The 24,225-nt window shown below is 64.4% G+C and carries 28 protein-coding genes and 1 tRNA gene; 14 read left to right on the top strand and 15 right to left on the bottom strand.

The genetic code is table 11. The features are described from left to right. A complete protein-coding gene (locus QM590_RS23355; RefSeq protein ID WP_269596563.1) occupies nt 1-1,224 on the bottom strand; it encodes a CaiB/BaiF CoA transferase family protein in 1,224 nt (407 codons plus the stop codon). 174 nt (nt 1,225-1,398) lie between these two features. On the opposite strand from QM590_RS23355, the gene QM590_RS23350 reads away from it, so the two are divergent. Further along, nucleotides 1,399-1,938, top strand: coding sequence for a gamma carbonic anhydrase family protein (locus QM590_RS23350; protein ID WP_094638798.1), 540 nt, complete (start codon nt 1,399-1,401; stop codon nt 1,936-1,938). A 94-nt stretch (nt 1,939-2,032) separates the two neighbouring features. After that, on the top strand, nt 2,033-2,692 hold the full coding sequence (locus QM590_RS23345) for an IclR family transcriptional regulator (protein WP_256989319.1): 660 nt from the start codon (nt 2,033-2,035) through the stop codon (nt 2,690-2,692). Nucleotides 2,693-2,696: 4 nt separating this feature from the next. On the opposite strand, the gene fahA is transcribed toward QM590_RS23345, so the two are convergent. The 4 genes from fahA to QM590_RS23325 all read right to left on the bottom strand — a co-directional run bounded on the left by fahA (nt 2,697) and on the right by QM590_RS23325 (nt 6,458). Then, nucleotides 2,697-3,863 (bottom strand): fumarylacetoacetase, encoded by a 1,167-nt coding sequence (gene fahA / locus QM590_RS23340; protein WP_269596564.1) that lies wholly within the window; start codon nt 3,861-3,863, stop codon nt 2,697-2,699. Between the two features lie 16 nt (nt 3,864-3,879). Next, on the bottom strand, nt 3,880-4,668 hold the full coding sequence (locus QM590_RS23335) for a PDZ domain-containing protein (RefSeq protein WP_269596565.1): 789 nt from the start codon (nt 4,666-4,668) through the stop codon (nt 3,880-3,882). Next, the gene (locus QM590_RS23330; RefSeq protein WP_269596566.1) at nt 4,665-5,858 is read right to left on the bottom strand and encodes a homogentisate 1,2-dioxygenase; all 1,194 of its coding nucleotides are present in this window, start codon (nt 5,856-5,858) and stop codon (nt 4,665-4,667) included. The genes QM590_RS23335 and QM590_RS23330 overlap by 4 nt, the downstream gene beginning before the upstream one ends. Nucleotides 5,859-5,930: 72 nt before the next feature. Beyond that, nucleotides 5,931-6,458 carry a MarR family winged helix-turn-helix transcriptional regulator gene (locus tag QM590_RS23325; protein ID WP_269596567.1) on the bottom strand — a complete coding sequence of 176 codons (528 nt, stop codon included), beginning with the start codon at nt 6,456-6,458 and terminating at the stop codon, nt 5,931-5,933. Between the two features lie 94 nt (nt 6,459-6,552). Between QM590_RS23325 and QM590_RS23320 the strand changes: the two genes are divergently transcribed. Beyond that, complete coding sequence (locus QM590_RS23320) at nt 6,553-6,762, top strand: hypothetical protein (RefSeq protein ID WP_094634107.1); 210 nt, start codon at nt 6,553-6,555, stop codon at nt 6,760-6,762. On the opposite strand, the gene QM590_RS23315 is transcribed toward QM590_RS23320, so the two are convergent. Beyond that, complete coding sequence (locus tag QM590_RS23315) at nt 6,734-7,135, bottom strand: GAF domain-containing protein (protein WP_269596569.1); 402 nt, start codon at nt 7,133-7,135, stop codon at nt 6,734-6,736. The two genes, QM590_RS23320 and QM590_RS23315, sit on opposite strands and share 29 nt — an antisense overlap. Nucleotides 7,136-7,260: 125 nt before the next feature. Here QM590_RS23315 and QM590_RS23310 point away from each other — a divergent pair, with 125 nt between their 5' ends. The 3 genes from QM590_RS23310 to QM590_RS23300 all read left to right on the top strand — a co-directional run bounded on the left by QM590_RS23310 (nt 7,261) and on the right by QM590_RS23300 (nt 9,954). After that, complete coding sequence (locus QM590_RS23310; RefSeq protein ID WP_269596570.1) at nt 7,261-7,674, top strand: hypothetical protein; 414 nt, start codon at nt 7,261-7,263, stop codon at nt 7,672-7,674. Between the two features lie 264 nt (nt 7,675-7,938). After that, the gene (locus QM590_RS23305; RefSeq protein ID WP_269596571.1) at nt 7,939-8,820 is read left to right on the top strand and encodes a dioxygenase family protein; all 882 of its coding nucleotides are present in this window, start codon (nt 7,939-7,941) and stop codon (nt 8,818-8,820) included. Between the two features lie 24 nt (nt 8,821-8,844). Then, on the top strand, nt 8,845-9,954 hold the full coding sequence (locus QM590_RS23300) for a CaiB/BaiF CoA transferase family protein (protein WP_269596572.1): 1,110 nt from the start codon (nt 8,845-8,847) through the stop codon (nt 9,952-9,954). Here the strand turns inward: QM590_RS23300 and QM590_RS23295 are convergent. Further along, a complete protein-coding gene (locus QM590_RS23295) occupies nt 9,951-10,664 on the bottom strand; it encodes an SIMPL domain-containing protein (RefSeq protein WP_269596582.1) in 714 nt (237 codons plus the stop codon). The genes QM590_RS23300 and QM590_RS23295 overlap by 4 nt on opposite strands. A gap of 56 nt (nt 10,665-10,720) precedes the next feature. Further along, nucleotides 10,721-11,272, bottom strand: a complete 552-nt coding sequence (locus tag QM590_RS23290) for a YceI family protein (RefSeq protein WP_269596573.1) — start codon at nt 11,270-11,272, stop codon at nt 10,721-10,723. A 65-nt stretch (nt 11,273-11,337) separates the two neighbouring features. Here QM590_RS23290 and QM590_RS23285 point away from each other — a divergent pair, with 65 nt between their 5' ends. Next, nucleotides 11,338-12,996, top strand: coding sequence for a dihydroxyacetone kinase family protein (locus tag QM590_RS23285; protein ID WP_094668648.1), 1,659 nt, complete (start codon nt 11,338-11,340; stop codon nt 12,994-12,996). Here the strand turns inward: QM590_RS23285 and msrC are convergent. From msrC to QM590_RS23260, 5 genes are all read right to left on the bottom strand, one after another. Continuing rightward, nucleotides 12,980-13,465, bottom strand: coding sequence for a free L-methionine (R)-S-oxide reductase MsrC (msrC, locus tag QM590_RS23280; protein WP_068054645.1), 486 nt, complete (start codon nt 13,463-13,465; stop codon nt 12,980-12,982). The two genes, QM590_RS23285 and msrC, sit on opposite strands and share 17 nt — an antisense overlap. Then, nucleotides 13,441-14,130 carry a DUF998 domain-containing protein gene (locus QM590_RS23275; RefSeq protein ID WP_269596574.1) on the bottom strand — a complete coding sequence of 230 codons (690 nt, stop codon included), beginning with the start codon at nt 14,128-14,130 and terminating at the stop codon, nt 13,441-13,443. The genes msrC and QM590_RS23275 overlap by 25 nt, the downstream gene beginning before the upstream one ends. Before the next feature lie 9 nt (nt 14,131-14,139). Beyond that, nucleotides 14,140-15,183, bottom strand: a complete 1,044-nt coding sequence (locus tag QM590_RS23270; protein ID WP_269596575.1) for a hypothetical protein — start codon at nt 15,181-15,183, stop codon at nt 14,140-14,142. A 63-nt stretch (nt 15,184-15,246) separates the two neighbouring features. Further along, nucleotides 15,247-15,663 (bottom strand): very short patch repair endonuclease, encoded by a 417-nt coding sequence (locus QM590_RS23265; protein WP_269596576.1) that lies wholly within the window; start codon nt 15,661-15,663, stop codon nt 15,247-15,249. Continuing rightward, nucleotides 15,660-16,808 carry a DNA cytosine methyltransferase gene (locus QM590_RS23260; RefSeq protein ID WP_269596583.1) on the bottom strand — a complete coding sequence of 383 codons (1,149 nt, stop codon included), beginning with the start codon at nt 16,806-16,808 and terminating at the stop codon, nt 15,660-15,662. Before QM590_RS23260 ends, QM590_RS23265 begins: the two co-directional genes overlap by 4 nt. Before the next feature lie 178 nt (nt 16,809-16,986). Here QM590_RS23260 and QM590_RS23255 point away from each other — a divergent pair, with 178 nt between their 5' ends. Continuing rightward, nucleotides 16,987-18,780, top strand: a complete 1,794-nt coding sequence (locus tag QM590_RS23255) for an ABC transporter ATP-binding protein (protein WP_269596577.1) — start codon at nt 16,987-16,989, stop codon at nt 18,778-18,780. After that, a complete protein-coding gene (locus QM590_RS23250) occupies nt 18,773-20,596 on the top strand; it encodes an ABC transporter ATP-binding protein (protein WP_269596578.1) in 1,824 nt (607 codons plus the stop codon). The genes QM590_RS23255 and QM590_RS23250 overlap by 8 nt, the downstream gene beginning before the upstream one ends. Here the strand turns inward: QM590_RS23250 and QM590_RS23245 are convergent. After that, the gene (locus tag QM590_RS23245; protein WP_149407214.1) at nt 20,593-20,934 is read right to left on the bottom strand and encodes a hypothetical protein; all 342 of its coding nucleotides are present in this window, start codon (nt 20,932-20,934) and stop codon (nt 20,593-20,595) included. The genes QM590_RS23250 and QM590_RS23245 overlap by 4 nt on opposite strands. Before the next feature lie 188 nt (nt 20,935-21,122). Between QM590_RS23245 and QM590_RS23240 the strand changes: the two genes are divergently transcribed. Beyond that, the gene (locus QM590_RS23240; protein WP_068054710.1) at nt 21,123-21,638 is read left to right on the top strand and encodes a putative glycolipid-binding domain-containing protein; all 516 of its coding nucleotides are present in this window, start codon (nt 21,123-21,125) and stop codon (nt 21,636-21,638) included. Here QM590_RS23240 and QM590_RS23235 read toward each other — a convergent pair. Further along, entirely contained in the window at nt 21,611-22,582 is a 972-nt protein-coding gene (locus QM590_RS23235) for a prephenate dehydrogenase (RefSeq protein ID WP_411741383.1), read from the bottom strand. The two genes, QM590_RS23240 and QM590_RS23235, sit on opposite strands and share 28 nt — an antisense overlap. Nucleotides 22,583-22,645: 63 nt before the next feature. Here QM590_RS23235 and QM590_RS23230 point away from each other — a divergent pair, with 63 nt between their 5' ends. The 4 genes from QM590_RS23230 (at nt 22,646) to QM590_RS23215 (ending at nt 24,084) form a co-directional block, all read left to right on the top strand. Then, nucleotides 22,646-23,185 (top strand): tRNA adenosine deaminase-associated protein, encoded by a 540-nt coding sequence (locus QM590_RS23230; RefSeq protein WP_068054716.1) that lies wholly within the window; start codon nt 22,646-22,648, stop codon nt 23,183-23,185. 9 nt (nt 23,186-23,194) lie between these two features. Further along, complete coding sequence (locus QM590_RS23225; protein ID WP_411741382.1) at nt 23,195-23,644, top strand: nucleoside deaminase; 450 nt, start codon at nt 23,195-23,197, stop codon at nt 23,642-23,644. A gap of 93 nt (nt 23,645-23,737) precedes the next feature. After that, nucleotides 23,738-23,935, top strand: coding sequence for a CsbD family protein (locus QM590_RS23220; protein ID WP_269596581.1), 198 nt, complete (start codon nt 23,738-23,740; stop codon nt 23,933-23,935). A gap of 58 nt (nt 23,936-23,993) precedes the next feature. Then, nucleotides 23,994-24,084, top strand: a tRNA-Ser gene (locus QM590_RS23215). Nucleotides 24,085-24,225: the final 141 nt, after the last annotated feature.

Raw genomic sequence — 24,225 nt, 5'->3', positions numbered from 1 at the left:
TCAGATCACCTTCCTGGCGCGGAGATCGTCGAGCTGCTTCTCGGTGAGTCCGAGCATGCGGCCGAGGACATCGTCCGTGTGCTCGCCGAGGTCCGGTCCGGCCCACTTCACGGCGGTGGGTTCGTCGCCGAAGCGTGGAACCACTCCGGGAAAGCGCACTTCCTCGGTACTGCCCTGTTCCACAGAGACTTTCAGAGGTTGGACCATCCCGCGTGAAACGAAGTGTTCGTCGTCGGCGATCTGAGCTGCGTCGAACACTTCGCCGACGGGAATGCCCGCGGCACCGAGTTCGTCGACGACAACAGCTGTCGGCCTTACCGACGTCCAGTCGGAGATGGCTCCGTCGAGTTCGGCCTCGCGCGCAAATCGTTTGTCGCCGTTGGCCAGTTCCGGGTCGGCGGCCAGGTCTGCTCGGCCCACCGCAGTCATGAGCCGTCCGAACACGCTGCTCGAGTTCCCGGCGATCATGACGCTGCCGTCCTGGGACGGATAGATGCCGCTGGGGACCACGCCGGGAAGATTGCCCGCTGTGCGCTGGCGAACCGTGCCGTATGCGTCGTAGTCCGGGACCAGCGATTCCATGGCCATGAACACCGCCTCGTAGAGTGCGACGTCGGCAACCTTGGGCCGGGAATGATTTCCGCTCCGTTCGCGGGCCAGGAGCATCACGAGAGCGCCGACGGCACCGTGCAATCCGGCCAGTACGTCGCCGATGGGTGCTGCTGGCCGAACGGGCTCGCGATCCGCGTGGCCGGTGACGTGGCGCAATCCGCCGAATGCTTCTGCTACCCCGCCGAATCCGGCCCGGTCTCGATGCGGACCGGTTTGGCCGTAGCCCGAGATACGGACCATGACCACGTCGGGATTGGCTTCCTGTAGTCGGTCGGGTCCCAGTCCCCACCGCTCGAGGGTGCCGGGCCGGAAGTTCTCCACGACGACATCGGCGGTCTCGACCAACTTCAGCGCGAGATCGCGGCCTTCGTCGGTACGCAGATCGAGAGTCACCGAATGCTTGTTGCGAGCAATGGTTCGAAACATCATGGAGGTGTCTCCACGGCTTCGACGCCAGCCGCGAAGTTCGTCGCCGACGCCGGGGCGCTCGATCTTGATGACGTCGGCACCGAAGTCGGCGAAAAGGCGACTCGCGAAGGGTGCAGCGATGAAATTGCCCAGCTCGATCACACGGATTCCGTGCAAAGGGCCGTTCTCAGTGGTGATGGACACCGGTGGTCACTCCCTGCAGTACGTAGTAAGTCAGAGTGAAGATGGCCAATTATCATTATTTGATAAAGGCATTATCTTCTGGTAGGAATGACCATAGTGTGCTGGATCACGTATGACAACCACTGTGATGTGGATTTCTCAGATATTCGTGCCGCTGGAAGGAAACAGGAACTCATGACCGACAAGAACCCAGGGTCGATGCTGCTCGCGCTCGAGTGCGGATCTCCTACCGTCGACGCATCCGCGTGGCTCGCCCCCACCGCGACGCTCGTCGGGCGAGTGAATCTCGGTCCGGACAGCAGTGTCTGGTACCAGGCCGTTCTACGGGCCGACTCGGAGGAGATCACAATCGGTGGTGGGTCCAACATTCAGGACGGTGTTGTCGCACATGTGGATCCGGGCTTCCCGCTCACGATCGGACGCAACGTGAGTGTGGGACACAATGCCGTCTTGCACGGTTGCACCGTCGGCGACGGAACCTTGGTCGGCATGGCTGCCGTCATCATGAACGGTGCCGTGGTGGGAGAGGACTGTCTCGTTGCCGCAGGTGCACTGGTGACGGAAGGTGCACAGATCCCGCCGAGATCATTGGTCGCCGGTGTCCCTGCCAAGGTTCGGCGGGAACTGACCGACGAGGAGGTGGAGCACTGCACAGCCAACGCGCTCACCTACCGCGATCTGGCCGGCGTCCATCGTGGCGCTCGGCCCTGCTGACAGCGTCACGGACCGGTCCGACACCTATGCTGCGTAAGCAGTGTCGGCCATGTAGCCGATGCTGTACGGGAATCGAAAACGGAGGTCGACAGCAGTGACGGACGGTAGCGCCGACACCACTACCGGGGTGCTGGCCCGGGCCGCGGCGATTCTCAATGCCGTCGAGGCATGTCCGCGAACCACCGGTGACCTCGCCAAAATACTGGGCCTGTCTGCATCGACGGTCTATCGACTGGTCGGCGAGATGGTGCGGTACTCGATGCTCCGCCGGGACAACGACGGTCTTCTTCATCCCGGTGACCGCTTCGGCACCTCCACTCTCAGCGGGCTCGCGGTACCGATTCTCAGGCGCCTGCGGCAAGAGACCGGAGAATCCGCCCAGCTGTGGGTATTGCGGGGATCGCATCGGTTGTGCCTGGTCTCCGAGGATTCCCAGCACGAACTCCGCGCGTCGTTGCCGGTGGGGGCGCTACTTCCGCTCGGAGCGGGGTCGGCCGGTCACGTGTTGGCCGGCGATCTCGACGCCGACTCCGAGAGCCGCGAACTCGGGTGGTGGGAATCTGTATCCGAGCGAACCCCGGGACTGACCTCGGTGAGCGCCCCGGTTCGCCGAGACCAGCGCATCGTGGCCGCCGTCTGCGTCGCGGGACCGATCGAGAGGGTGTCGACCTCGGCCGGCGTGTTGTGGGGGCAGGCCGTGCGCGACGCAGCACTCGAAATCGAGCAGTCCCTCATCGTGCGCTCGGACTGGTAGCTGTTCAGGCCGGCTTGATGCGACCCCGGACATCACCGAATCCGATGCGCGATCCGTTGGGCCCTGGGGCACTCGCAGCGATGGAAATCTCGTCGCCGTCCTTGAGGAAGGTTCGGGTTTCCGAGCCGAGTGTCACGGGTTCTTTTCCACCCCAGGTCAATTCGATGAATGCCCCGCGCTGATTCTTCTCGGGTCCCGAGATGGTGCCCGAGGCGAACAGATCGCCGGTTCGCGATGTCGCACCGTTGACGGTCTCGTGCGCGAGCATCTGAGCCGGCGACCAGTACATTGCAGTGTAGGGCGGGTGCGAGACGACGTGCCCGTTCCACGCGACGGTCAGGTCGATGTCGAGAGCCCAGGAACGAGATTCGCGGAGGTAATCGAGCGGCTCGGGGTCCTGAACCGGCGTCGAGGTTCGTGCGTGCTCCAGCGCGAGCAGGGGTACCACCCACGGCGAGATGGAGGTCGCGAAACTCTTGCCGAGGTTCGGCCCCAGCGGAACGTACTCCCAGGCCTGGATGTCGCGCGCCGACCAGTCGTTGACGATGACGGCTCCGAACACGTGGTCCGAGAACCGATCCGGCGATATTGGCCCGTCGGACGGAACGCCGACGACGAAGCCCATCTCGGCCTCGATGTCCAGTCGCCGACTCGGACCGAAGGTGGGCGACGCCTCGTCGGGTGCCTTGCGTTGGCCGCGAGGCCTGGTGATGTCGGTGCCGGAGACGACGACCGTGCCGGACCGACCGTGGTACGCCACGGGCAGGTGCTTCCAATTCGGTAGCAGCGGTTCGGCATCGGGGCGAAAGAGTCGGCCGAGGTTGGCTGCGTGATGCTCGGAGGCGTAGAAGTCCACGTAGTCGGCCACCTCGAACGGCAGGTGCATCGTCACGTCGGAAACGGGCACGATTGCTTCCGCGGGGGTCGTGCCACCGGCGAGCATGTCGGTGACCGACGAGCGGATCTCCGCCCACCGACTGCGTCCGCGAGCCATGAATGCGTTCAGGCTCGTCGACGCGAAGTCTGCGTCACCCAGAGCTCCATACAGGTCGATCACGTTGTCGCCGTAGCGAACTCCGACACGAGCGTTCGTGCCCGGAGTGCTGAAAATGCCGTAGGGGAGGTTGTCGATTCCGAACTCGGAATCAGCGGGAATGTCGATGTGCGTCATGAGCGGCGCTCCTAGGTCACAGAGGTGGGACGAGTCCGAGTCGGATGAGATCGTCCAGGGGTTCACGAATGTTGCAGGTGCCGAAGGAGGCGAAGGCGCGTTGGCCCTCGATCCCGGCCACGATTCCGGCGAGGACCTCCTCGTCCCTGATCGCCAGGATCTTCTCGAGCTCGCCGACGCGAGCGCCGCTGTGCGCTGCTTCGGCCGCAAGAATCACGTTGAGGAAGCCGTGCTGCTCGAAACCGTTGTGGGGATCGGTGTTACGCGCCGCGTGATGCAGACCGGCGGTGGCCTTGAAATGGACCTCGCGCTGTGCCGCCTGGTAGATCGACGCGGCGAGCTCGTGTTCGTCTGGGTACTGGTCGGCCGTGACGCCACCGGTCCGGAACTTGGCGCGATACCCGAACTCGTCGACGGCGTCGAAGATGTCGTCTTTTCGGGAGTCCCGGGGAATCTCGACATAGATGTCCATGTCCTGAGTGATGTTGCGGAGCACATCGATGTCGGTGCCCTGGGGGACTGCGACTTCGATGGACACGACCGTCACGCCGGACGTGCGGTCGGCTGCCCGCAGGCCTGCCTCCACACTGCGCGGCCCGGCAGGTGCGGTCAACGCCACCTCCATCCGAGCACCCAGGTCCAGCTCGCCCACACGGTCCATCGGGACGACCAACGGGCCGACGAGGTCTGCGAACGCACTGGCCCGGTGCTCGAGATGTTGTGCCACAGCAACATCGAGCGGCGCATTGCCGGGTGGGAAGGCGGCGGCGTCGTCGCACAGGCGACGGAAGAGCGGAGGGATCATCGGTTCGGCCCCCGGCCTGCCCACGTCCACGCATAACCGTTGTCCTCGCACGCGAGCGCGCCCTCTCCGAGTTCGAGGGGGCGGAACGTATCGACCATGACGGCCAGCTCGTCGAAGAATTCTGCGCCGATACTACGTTCGTAGGCACCGGGTTGCGGCCCGTGAGCGTGACCGCCCGGATGTACCGAGATCGAGCCTTGCCCGATGCCCGAGCCCTTGCGGGCTTCGTAGTCGCCGCCGACGTAGAACATGATTTCGTCGGAGTCGACGTTGGAGTGGTAGTACGGCACCGGGATCGCCAATGGGTGGTAGTCGACCTTGCGTGGCACGAAATTGCAGATCACGAAATTGGCCCCCTCGAATGCCTGATGCGCAGGCGGTGGTTGATGCACCCGGCCGGTGATCGGCTCGTAGTCCGAGATGTTGAATGTGTACGGATAGAGGCAACCGTCCCATCCCACCACGTCGAACGGGTGGTTGGGGTAGACGTATCGGGTTCCGACGATGCCCGTCGAACCACGATGTTTGACAAGCACTTCGACGTCGCTGCCGTCTGCCAGTAGGGGCTCGGTGGGGCCGCGCAGATCGCGTTCGCAGTAGGGGGCGTTCTCGAGCAGCTGGCCGTACTTGGACAGAAAGCGCTTGGGCGGTGCAATGTGGCTGTTGGCCTCGATGGCGTAGGCGCGCAGGGTGCCGTCGGGAATCCAGCGGTGCGTCGTGGCACGCGGAATGAGCACGTAGTCGCCTTGCCGCGCCTCGAGGGTTCCGAACACGGTTTCGACGGTGGCTGAACCGGATTCGATGTAGACCATCTCGTCGCCGATCGAATTGCGATACAGCGGTGAGATTTTCGATGCGACGACGTAGGAGAGTCGGACATCGGCGTTGCCGAGGACGAGCCGGCGACCGGTGACGACGTCGGTGTCGGCGACGACGGATTCCGGAGACAGCTCGTGCAGCTTCAAGTGCCGCGGCATCAGTGGGTGATTCGGGGTCGTCGTCTGGTCGGGCAGATCCCAGACCGTGGCGTCGACGATGGCCGACGGAATGTGGCGGTGATAGAGCAGAGACGAGTCCGAGGAGAAGCCCTCCTCGCCCATCAGCTCCTCGAAGTAGAGGTTGCCGTCGGGAGTTCGGTGCTGGGTGTGCCGCTTCGGCGGTACCGATCCGAGCTGCCGGTAGTAGGCCACGTCATCGCTCCTGTGTTGTGTTCACCGCTTATAGTAAACACATTAACTATTTTTACGTGATCTACGCAACCCTCAGTTGCGTCCCCGGACGTCGAATTGGTTGCGGTGGGTGATGAGTTTGGTCAACAGCATCACCAGGATCCGCTGCTCGGGTTCGGTGAGCGCGCTGGCCCACGCGTTCTCCCGTTCGTTCTGTTCGGCGAACGCTTCGACCATCTCGTCGTGGCCCTGTGCGGTGAGGGCGAGGCGGACCGAACGCCCGTCCTTCTCGTCGGGAGTGCTGGCGAGCAGTCCGCCGGCGATGAGGGTCTTGGACAGGTTGGATACGGCCGCGCGGCTCATACCCGTCAGCTCGGCCGCCCGCTTGGGCTCGATCGGGCCTGACAACCACGTGACGAACATCAGCCGGAACGACGACCACGACCAGCCTCGCGGGCGATGAACCGTCGCTTCGAGGTCGTAGGTGACGATGTTCGACGCCCGGTTCAGGGTCAGTAGTACCTCGGTGGCCAGCTGGTGCTCGAACCCGTAGTCCCGGGCCAGCGTGGTGTTGGCGGTGTCGATGAACGACCAGAAATCGGGCTCGGGTGAATCGGTCACAGATTCACTGTAGCCATGAACTCATCTGATCAACACCTTTATTACTTCCGCACGCGCGATTCGTGTCTCATCCCGCAGGGGCCATGATGGACCCATGAGCTCGAAGAACCTGTTCGGTGGCCCACGGACCCTGCTGATCGTGGCAGCAGTGGTCATCGTGATCGCACTCGTCGCTGCCGCCGCAACGCTGATCGTCCGTGCCGTCCTCGGACCGCCCGAGGGCGAGAACAAGTTCGAGATCCAGGGCTACTCCGTCGTGCAGGTAGATCCCCAGGTCAACGACCTCGCGCTCGCCACACGCTAGCCGACTCCGCACCGACCCGCGGGTCGTGGGTCTGCTGAAAATTGCGGCCACCACGCGCGAAGGTCTGCAGTGTCGCCGCGGGAACCTGGCGCTCGGGAACGGGTTCGCTCGTCCACTGGCAGTCCCGCACGAAAATCATGTTCGACGCCACCGCGTCGGCGCTGCGATCCTCACGTAGAGGACCGGAAATTCGTCCGAGAAAGAACTCGCCACGCTCGGTGCGCGTCCAGACGAGAGATCCGTCCGGAACCTGCTCGAAGCGCTCGACGCGTCGTAGCGAGCGTTCGTCGTCGGCCGCCATTCCGCAGAGACCATAGGCGAGGGCACGCTCGACGCCGCCCGGCATGGGTGCGCGATAGACGGCGTCCGGCATGCAGCCGAGCCTAGGCCCCGAGGGGTTTACATACCACTTGGTCTGTTGCACGATGATCTCAGACGTCGGACGAATCCAACGAAATGGGGAGCATCGTGTTTTCGAGAAAAGTAGTCACTCGCCTCGTGGCGGCGCCGTTGGCAGCGGGAGCCTTGACTCTGGGGACGGCAGGAATCGCTGCGGCCGCGACCACGACCGAATTACGCCCGGTGCAGACATTCGTGTTCTTTCAACACGGCATCAGCTTCGGGTCGGGACCGGTCGAGGCCACGGCAACGACTGGTGCGGAGGCAGGAAAAGTCACGGTGACGACCGTGAGCAACATTTCTGGCGCGGGTGACATGGGCTCGTCCGCGGCAAGTATGGTGCCGGTTCCGATGACTGTGGTGTGGAACAACATCGACAACGGTCGATCCGGTTCGGCGGGTGGAATATCGACCGAGCCGCTCACTCTCGACACCGGAGCCGGTCGCGTCGATCTGACAATCACCACCGACACTCCCAACCTGCCCGGGGGTGGCCGCGTCGTCGTGGAGTAGCCGATATGGCCTTCGAGTTGACGTTGGGTGTGGTGGTAGCAACCTCGATGATGTGGTGGACCGCATCATCGATACGGTGCGTGGACGCCTCACGGCACTGACGTGAGTGTCCACAATTCGCTCCCGCTAACGGGAAAAGGTTTCCAGGCACGAATAGTGGACGCTGAGGTCACCGGCGATCGAGGTCTACCCGCGAGGTGACGTTGTCATGAATCGACTCGAGTGGTAACTTGAAGCTTCAAGTAAACACTCGAAGGGCCCGCCATGACATCTGTGATCAACCCGCCCGTCGCGGGAGCAGCGTTCGACGCATTTCTCGCCGATACCGCACCCGCGAGCCGGTCACAGGAACTGTGGACTCCGAGCGACGGTCCGATGCCCGCCCTGTACATCAGCCACGGCGCACCCCCGGTCTTCGACGACGCACTCTGGATGGACCAGCTGTTCACCTGGTCGCAGTCGATGCCCAAGCCGAAGGCGATCCTCATCGTCAGCGCGCACTGGGAGGAGGCCCCGCTGAGCCTGTCCGCGTCGGCGGCTGCGACCCCGCTGGTCTACGACTTCGGCGGATTCGCCCAGCGCTACTTCTCGATGGAATACCGGACGCCCGACGCAGAGGTGCTGGCCGCACGGGTGGCCGCGGCAATCCCGGCGTCGGAAAATCTGCACCGACACACCTCTCGCGGACTCGACCATGGTGCCTGGGTTCCCCTGAAGGTGATGTACCCGTACGCCGACGTCCCCGTTCTCCAGTTGAGCCTGCCGACGCATGCTCCCGACCGGCTGATGGCGATAGGCGCTGCGCTGAAAGAGCTTCGTGCCGAGGGCGTGCTGGTCATCGGTTCCGGGTTCATGACGCACGGACTGCCGTTCCTCTCGCGCGAGAACTTCGTCACCAACACCGTGCCGACGTGGTCGGAGGACTTCGATCTCTGGGCGGCCGACGCGTTGTCACGCGGTGATGTCGCGACGTTGGCGGACTTCCGCAGAGCCGCACCGGGTATGCCGTATGCCCACCCCACCGTCGAACATTTCACGCCTTTGTTCGTCACGCTCGGTGCCGCCGAGAACCCGGAAGCTCCGGTGACCACAGCCATTTCCGGCTTTCAATTCGGCTTGGCGAAGCGGTCGTTCGCCGTCGCGTAAACCTCGAGGTCATACAGTGGACCGATGACAGATGCCACCGGTCCACTCGCAGGGCTTGTCGTCGCGGATTTCTCTCGCGTACTCGCAGGCCCGTACGCGACGATGATGCTCGGCGACATGGGGGCCGAGGTCATCAAGATCGAAAGGCCCGGGATCGGTGACGACACCCGATCGTGGGGACCACCGTACGACTCTGCCGGTACGGCAACGTATTTCAATTCGGTCAATCGCAACAAGACGTCGAGGTTCATCGACCTGCAATCCGAGGGCGGCGTAGCCGAGGCGCAGGAGATCGTTTCGGGCGCAGACATTCTGATCGAGAACTTCCGGGCCGGCGCGATGGACCGGCTCGCCCTGGGCTATTCGACGCTCTCGCAGACGAATCCCGGTCTGATCTACTGCTCGATCACCGGCTTCGGCACTGGCGGAGGCTCCGCACTTCCGGGATACGATCTGGTGGTGCAGGCCGTCGGCGGTCTGATGAGCGTCACCGGCCCCGATTCCTCGACGCCCACCAAAGTGGGAGTGGCGATGGTCGACATCGTCACGGGATTGCACGCACTCAGCGGAATCCTTGCGGCGCTGCATCATCGATCGAACACCGGTGCGGGTCAGCAGGTGCATACCTCACTGATGGCGTCGGTCCTGTCCGCGTTGAGCAACCAGTCCTCGGCTTATCTCGGGGCAGGCGTCGTACCGCGGCCGATGGGCAACAAGCACCCATCGCTCGTACCGTACGAGGTGTTCGAGACCGCCGACCGTCCGCTCGCGTTGGCAGTGGGCAACGACCGGCAATTCTCGGCGCTTACGGAGGTGCTGGCTATGCCGAAACTGGCTGCAGACGAGCGCTTCTCGTCCAACTCTGCTCGCGTCGAACATCGAGATCAGTTGGTCGACATCCTGAACTCGGCTTTGCGATCACGTACAGCCGACGAATGGTACCGAGAACTGATGGCCCGCAACGTCCCCGCGGGGCCGGTCAATTCGATCGACGAGGCCTTCGCCTTCGCGGAGTCGCTCGGGCTCGAACCGCGAGTCCAGGTTCCGGGAGCAGCGGCCGAGGGCGTCCGCAATCCTCTGGACTTCTCGGCCACCCCGGTGAACTACCGCCTGCCACCGCCGGCCGGGACCTAGTTCAACGCCCACTTCACTGACACGCTCACGCTGACGGTCTGTTGTCCCGGCTCGATGGGCACTGCCGTGTCGAACGAAGTGGCGGACTCGCCGAACGACCTCGGCTGCTCCTGGCCGGTGATCGACTCCGTGATCGACAGAACGTCCCCGAGTTCTCCGCCTGCGAGTGACGCGTACTGCTCGGCGCGGTTGCGGGCGTCGGCGAATGCCCTGGACCGGGCATCGGCGATCAGCTCGGAATCGTCGTCGATCTTGAAGGAGACCCCGGAGATGCGGGTCGCGTTTCCGCCGGCCGACGTGGCGTCTCCCAGCACTGCGGACGCCCTCGACAGGTCGCGAACCGTCACCTGCAGGGTGTTGGTGGCCTGATAACCGGAAATCGCAGAGGTGCCGCCCGGCAGTGCGCCGGAGTACTGCGGATCGATCGACACCTGCTGAGTCTGGATGTCCTCGCGGGCGACACCGGCCGCGACAACCGCGTCCGTGACGTCACTCACGGCCGCATTCGCCTGTTCGATGGCGGCGGTGACGTCCTCGGCCGTGGCCTGAACGCCGATCTGGGTCGTCAGCATGTCTGGCGCACCTTGCACTTCTCCGACGCCGTTGACGTTCACCCCCGGAGGTCCATCGGCAGGCGAGGTCGCTGGACTGCTGCAGCCCGCGGTCAACGCTACGGCCAGCGTCAGGGCCGATAAGCAGGATCCGAACATCCATCGATTTCGACTCATCGCCGTAGTGTCCACCATGACAGTCGAATTGGAAAGACTCAGGGCTTGCGATACTCGGCGTCGAACGTCACGGTGACCTCGTCGACCACCTTCATGGCTCCGAACATCTGCGAATACGGGGTGATCTTGTAATCCGATTGACGCACAGCAGTTTCCGAAACGAGATGCCACCGATCTCCGAGGTCGGTGACGTTCACATCCACGGTGACCTCCCTCGAAACGCCGTGGATCTCCGCCATGCCGGTCAGTCGAAATCCGGTGTCGACGGCGGTGATGTCGGTCGATCGGAATGTGATCGACGGGTATCGGCCGGCGTCGAAGCTCTTGAGCGCGTTGGCTTTCGCTACTGTCTTCTCCGGTCCGATCAAGGGCGTCAGTCCACCCTCGCCGTCGATCACATCGATCGATCCCACCTCGGCGTCCAGGGTGACCGCGGTGGGTGCGTCCCCGGACCACTCGACGGTGGCGGTCCAGGAGGTCACCGCAATCGTGAGGCGATGCCCCATCTTGGATGCCTTTCCGGTGACATCCGTCCGGACAGCCAACTGTCCGCCGTGCGATGCGTCGAGCGTCCAGGTCTCGGTACTCATACCCCGACTGTATCGGTCCTGCAGAACCGATGAAGGGACGCGGCGCAGGTGGTTAGGGTGGAGCCATGTTCTCCAATTCCCCTCGAACATTCGTCGCCGACGCCCTCCGCGGTTTCGTCGCCGCCACCGACGACGTCACGTGGCATGCCGATCCCGGATTTCTGACCCGCCGCTACCGCATCTCCGACGGTCAGGTCGCCCTGCTGTCCGGTGGGGGATCGGGCCACGAGCCGCTGCACGCCGGCTTCATCGGACGCGGCATGCTCACCGGCGCGTGCCCGGGTCTGATCTTCACCTCACCCAACGCGCTCCAGGTGCACGAGGCATCGAAGGCCGTGGACTCCGGCGGCGGAGTGCTGCACATCGTGAAGAACTACACCGGCGACGTGATGAACTTCATGATCGCTCGAGAGCTGTTGCAGGAAGACGGTATTGCGGCCGACGTCGTTCTCGTCGACGACGACGTGGCCAGTGAGAGCGAGGACGGTCCAGGTCGACGCGGCACCGCAGCAACCATCGTCGTCGAAAAGGTGTGCGGCGCAGCAGCGGAACGCGGCGACAGCCTGCAGGCGGTGGTCGCGCTGGGGCGTCGAACCGCGGAGAACGCACGCAGCATGGCGGTCGCGCTGAACCCGCCTACGTTGCCGGGAGCGGACGAACCGTCCTTCGAATTGCCCAAGGAAGAGATCGAACTCGGCATCGGTATCCACGGAGAACGCGGCACCGACCGCGTATCCCAGCTGCCCGCTCAGGAAATCGTGGAGAAGCTGACCGAGCCCATCGTGGATTCGCTCGGATTGAAGTCGGGCGAAACGGTGATCGCGATCGTCAACGGGCTCGGGGCAACGCATCCGCTGGAACTGCATCTACTGTTCGGCGAACTCTCGGAATACCTCCACGGCAAAGGGATCGAGATTTCCCGCTCGCTGGTCGGGAGCTTCGTCACAGCGCTGAACATGGGCGGAGCCTCGATCACCCTGGTCCGCGCAGACGACGAGATGCTCGAACTCTGGGATGCACCCACCGACGCACCCGGCTGGCCCAACGCATCGAGCCGTGGCGCGAAACCGGTGGCCGAACGCGGCGCATTCGGACCGACCTTCACGCCGTCCGACACCGGCGACCGATCGGCGTTCGTCTCGGAGTGGATCGGGTCGTGGGCGCAGCGGGTACTCGACGAGGAACCGGCCCTGACCGAGCTGGACCGCAAGGCAGGCGACGGCGATTTCGGAACCAACATGGTGGCCGCCCTCGAACAGCTCGATCTGGACGCTGTGAAGGAAAGCTACTCGGCAGCAACGGTATTCGAGGGGGTGAGCGAGGCCTACCTCGGCCACGCAGGCGGTACGTCCGGAGCGCTGTTCGGCATCTGGTTCCGCCAGTTCTACCGGACGATGCTCGAAACCGAGCCGGATCTCGCGGCTATCGGACAGGCCGCCAGGGCAGGACTCGACAGCATCACCGAACTCGGTGGCGCCCGGGTGGGCGACAAGACGATGGTCGACGCTATCGCCCCGGCCGTCGACGCGCTCGAGAAGGACGGCGGCACCCTGCAGGACGCTGCCGACGCGGCGAAATCCGGAGCCGAATCGACGAAGGACATCACTGCCAACCGCGGCCGCGCCAGCTACGTCGGTGAGGCCGCACGCGGCGTCGTCGACCCCGGTGCGCTGGTCATGGCCTGGTTCTTCGAGGCGGCAGCTGGTTCTACCCCAGAGAGTTGAGAAAAACCGCCGCGATCGCTTCGAGGCCGGCCTGATCGTCGGCGTCGAAGCGGTCGGGGACAGGGCTGTCCAGATCGAACACACCGATCAGGGTCTCGCCCTGGTACAGCGGTACGACGACCTCGGAGCGAGTGTTGGCATCGCACGCGATGTGGCCCGGGAAGGCATGGACGTCCGCGACGCGCTGTGTCTCACGGGTAGTTGCTGCCGCTCCGCAGACACCCTTGCTCAGGGCGATGCGCACGCAGGCAGGCTGACCCTGAAACGGCCCGACCACCAGTTCGGTGCCGTCGTACAGGTAGAAACCGACCCAATTGACCTCGGGCAGAGCGTGATAGACCAACGCGGAGAGATTGGCGGCGTTCGCGATCAAATTCGGTTCTTCGAAGACCAGGCCGCGGGCCTGCTCGGTGAGCTGCTGGTACTGCTCGACCTTGGATCCGTTCAGTTCGGTCGCGGTGAAGGACATACGCCGAGTCTAAGCGCACAGCCCAGCACCACCAGATACGCCGACATGCCGCCCACTTGAATCCGTTGCGCGATGCCGAGACCGTACTGACCGGGCAGATTATCGGCGATCAACAGCCACGCGGTGGCCAGCGTCGTGAGGATCAGGACGGCAAGGCCCAGTGTGCGAAGCAGCGGGTACAGCCGGTAGCGGAACGCGGCCAGCGTGAACGCAACCATGACGGTGAAGATCGCGAACACCGCGATGGTGCTGGTGAGTGCATGAAGATGATGGAGTTGCGGGAAGAGCCCGCTGGGTTCGATCGGGCAACTCGGATCGTCGGCCGCGACACACTCGAGGGGGAGTTTCGCGTCGGCGATGGTCGCGATACCGAAGATGCCCGACGCCACCCAGCCGGTGACGAGGAGCCGTCGACGCAGGGTTGCCAGGAAGCCGAGGACCGCGGCGAGAATCATCAGCGAACCCGTGACGACGTCTGCGGTGGAGAAGAATTCGCGGTACGGCTGATCGCGGGCGTCGAGTTCGCTGAGGAAGGATGTGGTGGGGTCGAGTCCGGTATCGAGGAAGAATTCGGCCACCCACGCCGAATACAGCAGTCCGGCGAGGATCAAGCAGATTGCCCCTACGACACGGCGGATATCCACGCCTTCGGTTCTCGAACGCACCGACCAAGGCTAGCCAGTCAGTACATCGGCGGTTGCCACCGCCAGGGCGACCGCGGAGTCGCAGTGGTCGGCCAGGACGGTCAGGGTGGGAACTGTGCGGGCATAGCGCGCGGCAGTGTTGTCCTCCTCGGGCATGCCGAGCACGGGGTTGCCCAGCACGATGTCGGCGAAGCACGCCGAATCGGAACCGCGTGTTTCGACGGTGTAGCCGCCTTGCTGGATGGGCTCGCGGTCCGTCGAACGCAGGTCGCCGTCGACGTAGCCGAGCGAGACGTCGAGCATCGCCAAGTTGTCCTCGAATGTTGCCGAGGACGCCGTGAAATGGCAACGGTACGGATCGGACGCAGGGTTCCAGCGGTCTACCGTCCAGGTTGCGGGCAAGTGTTCCAGGACCGCGCACGGGTCTTTCATGGCAAGCGGAAGGTTGTACTTGGAATCGGCACGCAGTGGTGGGTCGTCCAGCAGCGCGAGCGCTGTCTCGGTGACGGATATCGCTGCGGGGCACGCGTCCCCCACACTGCGGAACACCTCGATGGCGGCGAAACTACGACCGGACTCGGTGAGGTAGCCGTCCATGGCCCCCGCGGTGGCACCGTCGAACTCGTCGCGGAGCGGGAAGCTGATGCGGCACGACCCGTGCGACGCGTTCTCGCGATACACCTGTTCGCCACCGATCGTGATCTGCTCGGTGCCCTTGTCGTCGGAACTCGGCCGATATCCGTTCAGATCGACAGAGATGGAGTCGGTGGCGCTCGACCCCGCGGGATTCAGGCTGGCCGAGCACGTGCTCAATTCGCCGTCGGGCCGCAGCTGCACCACTGTGCCGAGGGCGGCGAGATCGTGCTGGGTGAGAAAGCCGCAAGGATCGAGACTGCGCACGAATTCTGCCGAATCGGCCAGATATCGGTCTGCCTCCGACATCTCGAACCCGTACCGGCTCTGCGGCGACGAACTGCCTGCGGGAAAAGCGTTGCCGAGCAACACCACCGCGCATCCGCTCGTCGATACGGACATCGCCAGCGCCACCGCCGCGAGCAACAAATTTCTACGCACCGTTTTCCCCCGAACTCGATTCGACCGATCATGGGGTTGGACGCGCGGGGGCTCGAGATGGTTTCAGTCTCCTGATAATTCGTCTTCAACTCGGTCGGCGGCGACGGTGGGATCCTCGTGTTCCCAGATTCGCACCACGCGCCAGCCCTCGTCGATCAATCGTCTGTCCGTGTCGCGATCACGGGCCACGTTGGCGGCCAGTTTGTCGGCCCACCACTGCGCGTTGTTTCGGGGCGCGGTCGCGTGAATCGGGCAGCTGTGCCAGAAGCAGCCGTCGACGTAGACCGCGACCTTGCGCCTGGGGAACACCAGGTCTGCTCGACGCCTCATGCCCTTCAACGGAGCGCGATCGACGAAATATCGCAGGCCTCGCCGGTGGAGTGCTCGCCGCAGCGCCACCTCAGGCTTGGTGTCGCGTCGCTTCTGCTTGCTCAGGCGCGCACTGGTTTTCGCGTCGGTGACGGGGCGGTCTGCGCTCACACCGGAACCTGCTCGGCGTACCCGCCCATGCGCTCGAGGTGGGCGTCGAGGTCGTCGAGGAAACCGTCGGCGAAGCGAAGGTTGCCGGTGCGTGCGCGCTTGAGAAATCCCGCGGTGGCCCGCGCCGACAGCAACTTCGAGTCGTCCAGAAAGTCGATGAGGTCCTCGTAGGGTTCGTGCACCGGCATGGTCGACACGGCGACCTTGAACGACGTTCGATCGCGTCCCCAGGCGGCGGTCGGCCAGGCCTGGCCGGGAAGTAGAGCTAGATCGTTCGACGCGTCGTACGGCTTCGGATCGTCGAGTGCACGCGCGGCCCATGACGCCATCCGCACACTGACAGCATTGCCGACGAGCTTCCAGCGATGTCCGCTGCGCACGCCGGGTTGCTGGACGGCGGGCAGCGTCCAGTCGGGATCGAATCCCTGCAGACGTTCGGCACCGATGATGCCGGGCGTGACGATCTCCCCGGACGGCAGGCGAACCGCCGGGGGACTGGCGATGCCCAGGGACGATCCACCCTTGAGCGTCGGGACCGCATTGACCGCCCAGCCCAGACCGCGGATTCCCTCGGTCCAGTAGAAGCCGCACGGTTGGGTGCTCGGATCGCCGTCGGGCAACGGGCCTGCATCCTGGGAGAACAGCACCTCGCGCGGATCGTCGGTGCGTGAGGCCAGCATCACCACCCGCTGGCGACGCTGCGGCAATCCGAACGCTCTGGCATCGACGACGCGGTAGGCCCACATGTAGCCGAGGTCCTCGAGCGCGTCGGTGATGTGTCGCATGGCAGCCCCGCGGCTGAGCTGCAGCATGAATGGCACGTTCTCCATCAGCAGCCAGCGCGGGCCCCGCCGCCGCGTGACGAGCCGAAACACCTCGTCCACCAGGCCGGAGCGGGCACCGGTGATGCCCGCGGTGCGTCCAGCCTGGGACAGGTCCTGACAAGGAAAGCCCGCTGCCACCAGTTCGGTGTCGCCGGGCAGGCTGCGGAGAGTGGTGACGTCCGTGTGCAGCGGTGTCTCGGGCATACGCGCTCGAAGGACGGCCCCGGCTCCGGGATCGATCTCGCACAGCAACTGCGTCGACCAGCCCGCCTCGGCCAACCCCAGCTCGAGCCCGCCGATCCCCGCGAACAACCCGACCATCGACCGTGCGCTCACGTGTGCCCTTCTCTCGCCCGACGGCCCTACGTTACTCGAGGGCTCTTGAACTTGACCTCGACCTTGCTCGAGGTTTCACACTGGAATGCGCTGGCCCAAAAATCGGTTGGAAACTGAGCCTGTGCAATGAAATCATTCGAGCACAGCAATAAGGAGAAGAACTGTGTCTACGGGTGTGCTCGATCCCGAAACCGGAACGGTCGATCAGCCATACCCGAACCCAGTGCGGACGACCAGTTCACTGCGCCGTTTCGCGCCGTTTCTGCTGCCGTACAAGTGGTTCTACATCGCCTCGATCGTGGTCTCGCTCATCGCGACTCTGACCGGTCTGGTGATTCCGCTGGTGATGCAGCGTGTCATCGACGGCCCCATCACCGACCGCAATTTCTCGGCAGTCTGGTGGCCCGCCGCTTTCGTCCTGTTGCTCGGCACCATCGATGCACTCGGTATCTGGGTTCGTCGCTATCTGGTCTCGCGGCCGTCGAGCCAATTCGAGATATCAGCGCGGGCAACGGTATTCGACAAGCTTCAGCGGCTGTCGGTCTCGGCTCACGAAAGCTGGGAATCGGGTCAGCTGCTCTCGCGTGCCATTGCGGACCTCGGTTCGCTGCGGCGCTTCATGGCGTTCATCGGTCCGTTCATCATCATCAACGCCGTCACGCTGGTCGTGGGCATCGGCGTATTGCTGGTCCAGTCCTGGCAGTTGGGGCTGATCATGCTGGCAACGTCGGTACCGCTGGTGATCGCCTGCACCAAGTTCGAGACGCTGTATCGCGTCGTGGCCCGTGACGCTCAGGATCAGGCCGGCGATGTCACGACGACGGTCGAGGAGTCCATCCAGGGTATTCGCGTCCTCAAGGCCTTCGGTCGAAGTGCTTACTTGGGCAAGCAGTTTCTTCGACAGGCGCGCACGTTACGCGGAACCGAACTGAAGAAGGTGCGCTACCTGGCGATCATCTGGGCGGTGATCGTCGGATTGCAGCCCATCACCATCGGCGCGATCCTGGCGGTGGGTACGTACTCGATCGTGCAGGGCACCATGACGGTCGGCACGCTCGTCGCAGCCATTGCGATCGTCACCTTTCTGCTGTGGCCTATCGAATCGTTCGGGTACCTGCTGGCCGAGCTGAACAACGCGCGCACAGCAGCGGATCGGTACTGGGAGATCATGGACACTCCCGAAACCGTGACCGATCCGGACAATCCCGTCAAGTTGCCCGAAAAGATCCGTGGCCGAGTGCAATTCAATCGCGTCGGATTCACCTTTCCCGACGCGTCCTCGCCGCTTCTGACCGACGTCAGCTTCGTCGTCGAGCCGGGGGAGACCGTCGCGCTGGTCGGCAACACCGGTAGCGGAAAGACTGCGCTGACGAACCTCGTGCCCCGACTGTTCGACGCCACCGAGGGCACCATCACGATCGACGGTATCGACGTGGCCTCGATGCGGTTGGCCGATCTTCGCTCGATCGTCACGGTGGCGTTCGAGGATCCGGTGTTGTTCTCGGCCAGTGCGCGCGAGAACATCGCGCTCGGTTCACCCGACGCGTCCGATGCCGAGGTGGCCGAGGCGTTGGAGATCGCGCACGCAACGGATTTCGTCGAGCAGTTGCCGTGGGGTCTGGCCACTCGCATCGGTGAGCAGGGCATGAGTCTGTCCGGTGGGCAGCGGCAGCGGCTCGCACTGGCGCGGGCGGTGCTCGGCAAGCCGCGGGTGCTGGTGCTCGACGACCCGCTGTCCGCGCTCGACGTGGACACCGAAGCAAAAGTGCAGAAGGAACTGCGACGCGTGTTGGCGCATTCGACGACGGTGCTGGTGGCACACCGGCCGTCGACCGCTGCATTGGCCGACCGCGTGCTCTATCTCGAGAACGGAAGAATTGTGGAGCAGGGAACACACGAGGGACTGCTGGCGTCGTCGCCGCGGTACCGCGAGGTGATGGGGTCGGTTCATGGCTGAGCAAACTGCAGCTGCGGATTGGCGCGGCGTCGGCGGTGAGGAATCGGAGGTCGACGCAACCGGGAACCTGGTGTTGGCCGGGCGTTCTCGCCGGTTGCTCGTCTCGTTGGTGCGCCCGTACAAGAAGCAGGCCCTGCTGTCGTTCCTGATCATTCTGGTCGACAACATCACCTACGTCGCCGGTCCGCTGTTCATCGCCTATGCGCTGGACAACGGCGTCGGTGCTGCAGGACAGGGTGATTGGGGTCCGCTGATGTGGGCGGTCGGCGGGTACACCGGCTTCGGTCTGCTCGGCATGGTCACCACGTACGCGTTTCTCACCGTCTCCGGTCGGTTGAGCCAGAACATCCTGTACGACCTGCGCGGCCGGGTGTTCGACCATGCCCAGAAGCTGAGTCTGTCGTTCCACGAGAAGTACACATCGGGACGGTTGATCTCGCGACTGACCAGCGATGTCGAGTCACTGCAGACACTTCTCGAGAGCGCGCTCAACGATGCGTTGACGGCCATCCTGTCGATGGTGTCGATCGCGATCATTCTGGTGTATCTCGACGTTCCGATGGCGATGATCGTGCTGGCCGGCTTCGTTCCGCTGGTGCTCGTCACCCGGTGGTCGCAGCGGCGACAACGCCAGGGATACCGTCGAACACGGGTGGCGATCGCGCGCGTCGTGGTGCACTTCGTCGAATCGATGGGCGGAATCCGCGCGGTGCAGGTGTTCCGGCGCGAGGGCCGCAACGATGCGATTCTGAGTACCGAGGATTCGGAGTACCGGGACGCCACCACCGCAGCGCTGCGCGGCATGGCGAGCTACACCGGCATCGTGCGCTGGATCGGCAACGTCACGCTCGCCATCATTCTGGTGTTCGGTAGCTGGCGAGTGATCAACGGCCACATGGACATCGGTGTGCTCGCCGCCTACGTGCTGTATCTGCGCCGGTTCTACGGACCGCTCGACGAGTTGGCGATGGTCTTCAACGCCTACCAGTCCGCCGCCGCTGCGCTGGAGAAGATCTCCGGTGTGCTCGAGGAAGAGCCGTCGGTGAAAGCACCGCAGAACCCGGTGCAGATCGGAACGGCAAGGGGCGACATCACGTTCGACGACGTGCACTTCGCCTACGGCCCCGAACGCGTCGTGCTGCCGGAATTCTCGCTGCACGTACCCGCCGGACAAGTGGTCGCGATGGTCGGAGCCACCGGAGCAGGCAAGTCGACACTGGCAAAGCTGTTGGCGCGCTTCTACGATCCGACGGCCGGAGCCGTCCGACTCGACGGCATCGACATGCGGGAGATCAGCGACGAGGACCTGCGTCGCAACGTCGTGATGGTGACACAGGAGTCGTTCCTGTTCTCCGGTTCGGTGGCAGACAACATCCGACTCGGACGCCCCACCGCGACCGATGCGGAGGTAAGGGCAGCGGCCGACGCCGTCGGACTGACGGAGTTCATCGCGACGCTACCGGAGGGAATCGACACCGACGTACGCAAGCGTGGAGGTCGATTGTCCTCGGGCCAAAGGCAATTGGTGGCCTTTGCACGAGTGTTCCTCGCCGCGCCGTCGGTGATCGTGCTGGACGAGGCAACGTCGAGTCTGGACATTCCGAGCGAGCGGCTGGTGCAGCGCGCGCTCGAGACGATCCTGCAGGGACGAACGGCGCTGATCATCGCGCACCGCCTGTCGACGGTGGCCATCGCTGATCGAGTGCTCGTCATGGCCGACGGAAACATCGTCGAGGACGGAACTCCCGAGGACCTGATCGCGGGGGAGGGGAGCTTCGCGCACCTGCACGAGGCGTGGGAGGACTCGCTCGTCTAGGTCCAGGGGGTGATCGGCGGCTTGACCCACATGATCTTCTCGTCCGCATGCTGGGGCGTCGCACCGTCGTGACCGGGGTGCTCGGCCGCCCATGCGGATTTGCGGTCGAGCAGCTCGGCCACGATGGTCCACGTTTCCATCGTGCTGGGCGGATGCAGATCGGCGGCGCGTGCCAGCTTTCGGCGGACGGCGTCGGTGAGGTCGAGTAGTTCGGCACCGGTGATGCCGCGGTCCCACACGTAACGCGCGAGGGCTGTCGCCTTGTCCTGTCGACTCTTCGCGGCCTGTTCGGAATGCGCGAAATCGAACTGACCGCCGCCGGTGTTCTCTGTCGTCACGGGCACAACCTTAATGAACTGCGAGAAAAGGCACGTCCGCTTGATCTTCTGGGGGCCTCGTCGCCTACCGTAGGTGGGTGATCACTCAAGCATCGGGTGCCGAGCATGCCTCCGTCCCCGCGTCCGATTCCACCGACGCGAAAACCTGGCCCTCGATCCTGACGTGGCGAGCCCACGATGTTCCCCGCATGGAGTCCGTGCGAGTACAGCTCTCCGGCAATCGCATCAAGGCTGCCGGACGCATCATCGGCGCTGCGTGCAGCGATCACCCCGCCTTCAGCGCGTCCTACGACCTGGTGACCGACGAATACGGCGTCACCAAGCGACTGTCGGTGCGCACCTCGCTCGCGTCCGGTGACCGGCAGGCGTCCGTCAGCCGCGACGACGAGGGCTACTGGATGGTGGAGAACAGCACCAGCCATCAGCGCTCGACCTACAGTGGCGCACTCGACGTCGACATGGTGCTCAGCCCCTTCTTCAACACTCTGCCGATCCGTCGATTCGGTCTGCACACTCAGGTCCAGGACCTCGAGGTGCCCACGGTCTACGTGAACGTGCTCGACCTCAGCATTCAAGAGGCCACGCTGACCTACAGCAGCGGTTCCGAGGGCATCCACGTCATCTCGCCGGTCTCCACCTCGTCCGTCACGGTCGACGCCGACGGATTCGTCCTCGATTACCCGGGACTGGCCGAACGGATCTGACGCACGACGCCACCGCGCCGACCCGCGTCCTGCAGTTTTTCTCGCCACCCCGGCTCGCCCGGGGTGATGTCGGTGATCTCGAAACGCTGGTGCTGCTCGTACTGCAGCCGCGCTGCGTTTCCGGCGTCGACCAGTGTTTTCGTCGAGTTCTCGTCCAGTTCTTGGCGCGCTTCGGTGAGCGCATGCAGTGCCTCGTCGAGCGCGGTGCGTAGAGCGGCCGCGTTGCCCTCGGTCATCGCGCGGACGAGATTCGGCGACGACGACGCCACCCGCGTCCCGTCGCGGAACGAGCCTGCAGCCAGGCCCAACGCCAACGGCCCTCCTGCCGCCCCGACGATTGCCAGCGCCTCGGCCAGCAGGTGCGGTAGGTGCGAGATTCTGGCGACGGCGCGGTCGTGCTCGACGCTCTCGGCCGGCACCACCACCGAACCGCAGTCCAGGGCGAGCCGGGCCACCCGCACCCACACGTCGGCGTCGACTCCCGGGCCCGTGGCCACCACCCACACCGCGTCGGTGAAGAGAGTCGGATCGGTGGCCGACCACCCCGACTGGTTGGTGCCGGCCATCGGATGCCCACCGACGTAGCGCGCCTGCAGTCCGCGAGCCGCCACGGCCGCGGCAACCTCGGCCTTGACGCTCACCACGTCGGTGATCGGAGCAGCGGGCGCATGTTCGGCAATTGCCGCCAGAACCGAGTCGACGGCAGGCATCGGAACCGCGATGACGATCAATGCATCCTGCGCTGCGGCCCTGCTCAGAGCGGCTTTCAGGTCTGTGCCGACGTCGTAGCCATCGGCGATAGCACCGGCGATCGCGTCGGCCGATCGGTTCCATCCCCACACCTGTCGACCGGTGCCCTGTGCCGCGCGCAGGATCGACCCGCCGATCAGTCCGAGACCCAGAACGCACACCGAGGCAGAAGTCACCCGATCAGATTGGCACAGGTGGGTGACGTCGAGGGGAGGTGGACTTCGAATACCGGCCCCTACCGGACTACCGTTGCGCGCATGGCCGCACAGCGCGCGAACAACAACCGCGCATCCGCACCGGAGTACGACGACCTCGAGGGATTCGGCGTTGCAGTTGTCCGAGAGGAAGGCAAGTGGACTGTCACGCCGCTGTCCGACGACGCATTGACCAGTCTGTCGGCGGCAGAGACCGAACTGCGTGAACTGCGCAGCTCGGGAGCTGTGTTCGGACTGCTCGACGTGGACGAGGAATTCTTCGTCATCCTGCGTCCCGCACCGAACGGCACCCGACTCCTGCTGTCCGACGCGGTCGCCGCAGTGGACTACGAAATTGCCGCGGACGTGCTCGATGCGTTGAACATCGAGATCCCCGACGTCGACCCCGATGAACTCGACGACATCGAGCCCTACGAAGAGGGCGACCTCGCCCTGCTGGCGGACCTCGGACTGCCCGAGGCCGTGCTCGGCATCATCGTCGCCGAGACCGACGACTATCCGGACGAGCAACTGCAGTCCATTGCCGAACGACTGGGTTTCGAAAGCGAGTTCGCCGCAGCGGTGGACAAGCTTCGGCGGTAACCGATGCCGATGTCCGACGCGGACATGATCCGAGCCGCACTGTCGGCTGCGGCCGAGGCATCGGATGCCGACGTCCCCGTCGGAGCCGTCGTGTTCGACGCCACCGGACGTGAGATAGCCCGGGCCTGCAATGCGCGGGAGGCGTCGGGCGACCCCACCGGACATGCAGAAGTGATCGCGTTGCGTCGAGCAGCGGCCATCCACGGTGACGGTTGGCGACTCGAAGGCTGCACCCTGGCCGTCACGTTGGAACCGTGCACGATGTGCGCCGGGGCGCTGGTCCTCGCCCGCGTCGGAGCGGTGGTGTTCGGAGCATGGGAGCCGAAGACCGGAGCTGTCGGCTCGCTCTGGGACGTCGTGCGCGATCGCCGACTCACCCATCGGCCACAGGTCCGCGGCGGTGTATTGGAAGCCGAATGCGCCGACGTGTTGACCCGATTCTTCGCCCGTCAGAGATAACGATCTCGTCACATGGTGGCCTGCATGTCCGATTTTGTGGAGGGTAGAGGGCAGAGCGCAACGCTGCGCTCCGAACTTGTGAAGGAGACACTCATGGGACTCGGCGACAAGGTTTCGAACAAGACCGAAGACCTCGGCGGCAAGGCCAAGGAAGCCGCAGGTTCGGCCACTGGAGACAAGGACCTCGAAGCAGAGGGCAAGGGCGACCAGACCTCGGCCGCAGTCAAGGACGGCGTCGAGAAAGTCAAGGACGCAGCCTCGAACATCAAGGACAAGCTCACCGGTAACTAGATTTGCGCGCTGAGCAGGCGATTTAGCCTCAGGCCGTCATTCCGGTACAGTCTTCTGCGGTGGCGTGTCCGAGCGGCCTAAGGAGCACGCCTCGAAAGCGTGTGACGGGTAATCCCCGTCCGAGGGTTCAAATCCCTCCGCCACCGCCAAGAACTCCCCACCTGTTCACGCAGGTGGGGAGCTTTCTTGTGCGCCGGGTGTCGCCGGGTTCGCCGCAAATGCGCGCGCATTCGTCAGACGCCCCTCTTTGCCAAGCTTCTGGTGAGTCATTCGAGAAGCTATGGAGGGTT

It is taken from the genome of Rhodococcus sp. IEGM 1372, from assembly GCF_030056835.1.
Lineage (GTDB): Bacteria > Actinomycetota > Actinomycetes > Mycobacteriales > Mycobacteriaceae > Rhodococcoides.
This window is presented reverse-complemented; position numbering and strand designations above follow the sequence as displayed.

Excerpts from the sequence above, each read along its gene's own strand:
- QM590_RS23240 (WP_068054710.1), top strand. The coding sequence starts at position 21,123 with ATGGAGTCCGTGCGAGTACAGCTCTCCGGCAATCGCATCAAGGCTGCC.
- QM590_RS23290 (WP_269596573.1), bottom strand. The coding sequence starts at position 11,272 with ATGAGTACCGAGACCTGGACGCTCGACGCATCGCACGGCGGACAGTTG.
- QM590_RS23260 (WP_269596583.1), bottom strand. The coding sequence starts at position 16,808 with ATGGTCGGGTTGTTCGCGGGGATCGGCGGGCTCGAGCTGGGGTTGGCC.
- QM590_RS23220 (WP_269596581.1), top strand. The coding sequence starts at position 23,738 with ATGGGACTCGGCGACAAGGTTTCGAACAAGACCGAAGACCTCGGCGGC.
- QM590_RS23315 (WP_269596569.1), bottom strand. The coding sequence starts at position 7,135 with ATGCCGGACGCCGTCTATCGCGCACCCATGCCGGGCGGCGTCGAGCGT.
- QM590_RS23225 (WP_411741382.1), top strand. The coding sequence starts at position 23,195 with ATGTCCGACGCGGACATGATCCGAGCCGCACTGTCGGCTGCGGCCGAG.
- QM590_RS23335 (WP_269596565.1), bottom strand. The coding sequence starts at position 4,668 with ATGATCCCTCCGCTCTTCCGTCGCCTGTGCGACGACGCCGCCGCCTTC.
- fahA (WP_269596564.1), bottom strand. The coding sequence starts at position 3,863 with ATGACGCACATCGACATTCCCGCTGATTCCGAGTTCGGAATCGACAAC.
- QM590_RS23295 (WP_269596582.1), bottom strand. The coding sequence starts at position 10,664 with ATGTTCGGATCCTGCTTATCGGCCCTGACGCTGGCCGTAGCGTTGACC.
- QM590_RS23350 (WP_094638798.1), top strand. The coding sequence starts at position 1,399 with ATGACCGACAAGAACCCAGGGTCGATGCTGCTCGCGCTCGAGTGCGGA.
- QM590_RS23285 (WP_094668648.1), top strand. The coding sequence starts at position 11,338 with ATGTTCTCCAATTCCCCTCGAACATTCGTCGCCGACGCCCTCCGCGGT.
- QM590_RS23250 (WP_269596578.1), top strand. The coding sequence starts at position 18,773 with ATGGCTGAGCAAACTGCAGCTGCGGATTGGCGCGGCGTCGGCGGTGAG.
- QM590_RS23305 (WP_269596571.1), top strand. The coding sequence starts at position 7,939 with ATGACATCTGTGATCAACCCGCCCGTCGCGGGAGCAGCGTTCGACGCA.
- QM590_RS23320 (WP_094634107.1), top strand. The coding sequence starts at position 6,553 with ATGAGCTCGAAGAACCTGTTCGGTGGCCCACGGACCCTGCTGATCGTG.
- QM590_RS23300 (WP_269596572.1), top strand. The coding sequence starts at position 8,845 with ATGACAGATGCCACCGGTCCACTCGCAGGGCTTGTCGTCGCGGATTTC.
- msrC (WP_068054645.1), bottom strand. The coding sequence starts at position 13,465 with ATGTCCTTCACCGCGACCGAACTGAACGGATCCAAGGTCGAGCAGTAC.
- QM590_RS23230 (WP_068054716.1), top strand. The coding sequence starts at position 22,646 with ATGGCCGCACAGCGCGCGAACAACAACCGCGCATCCGCACCGGAGTAC.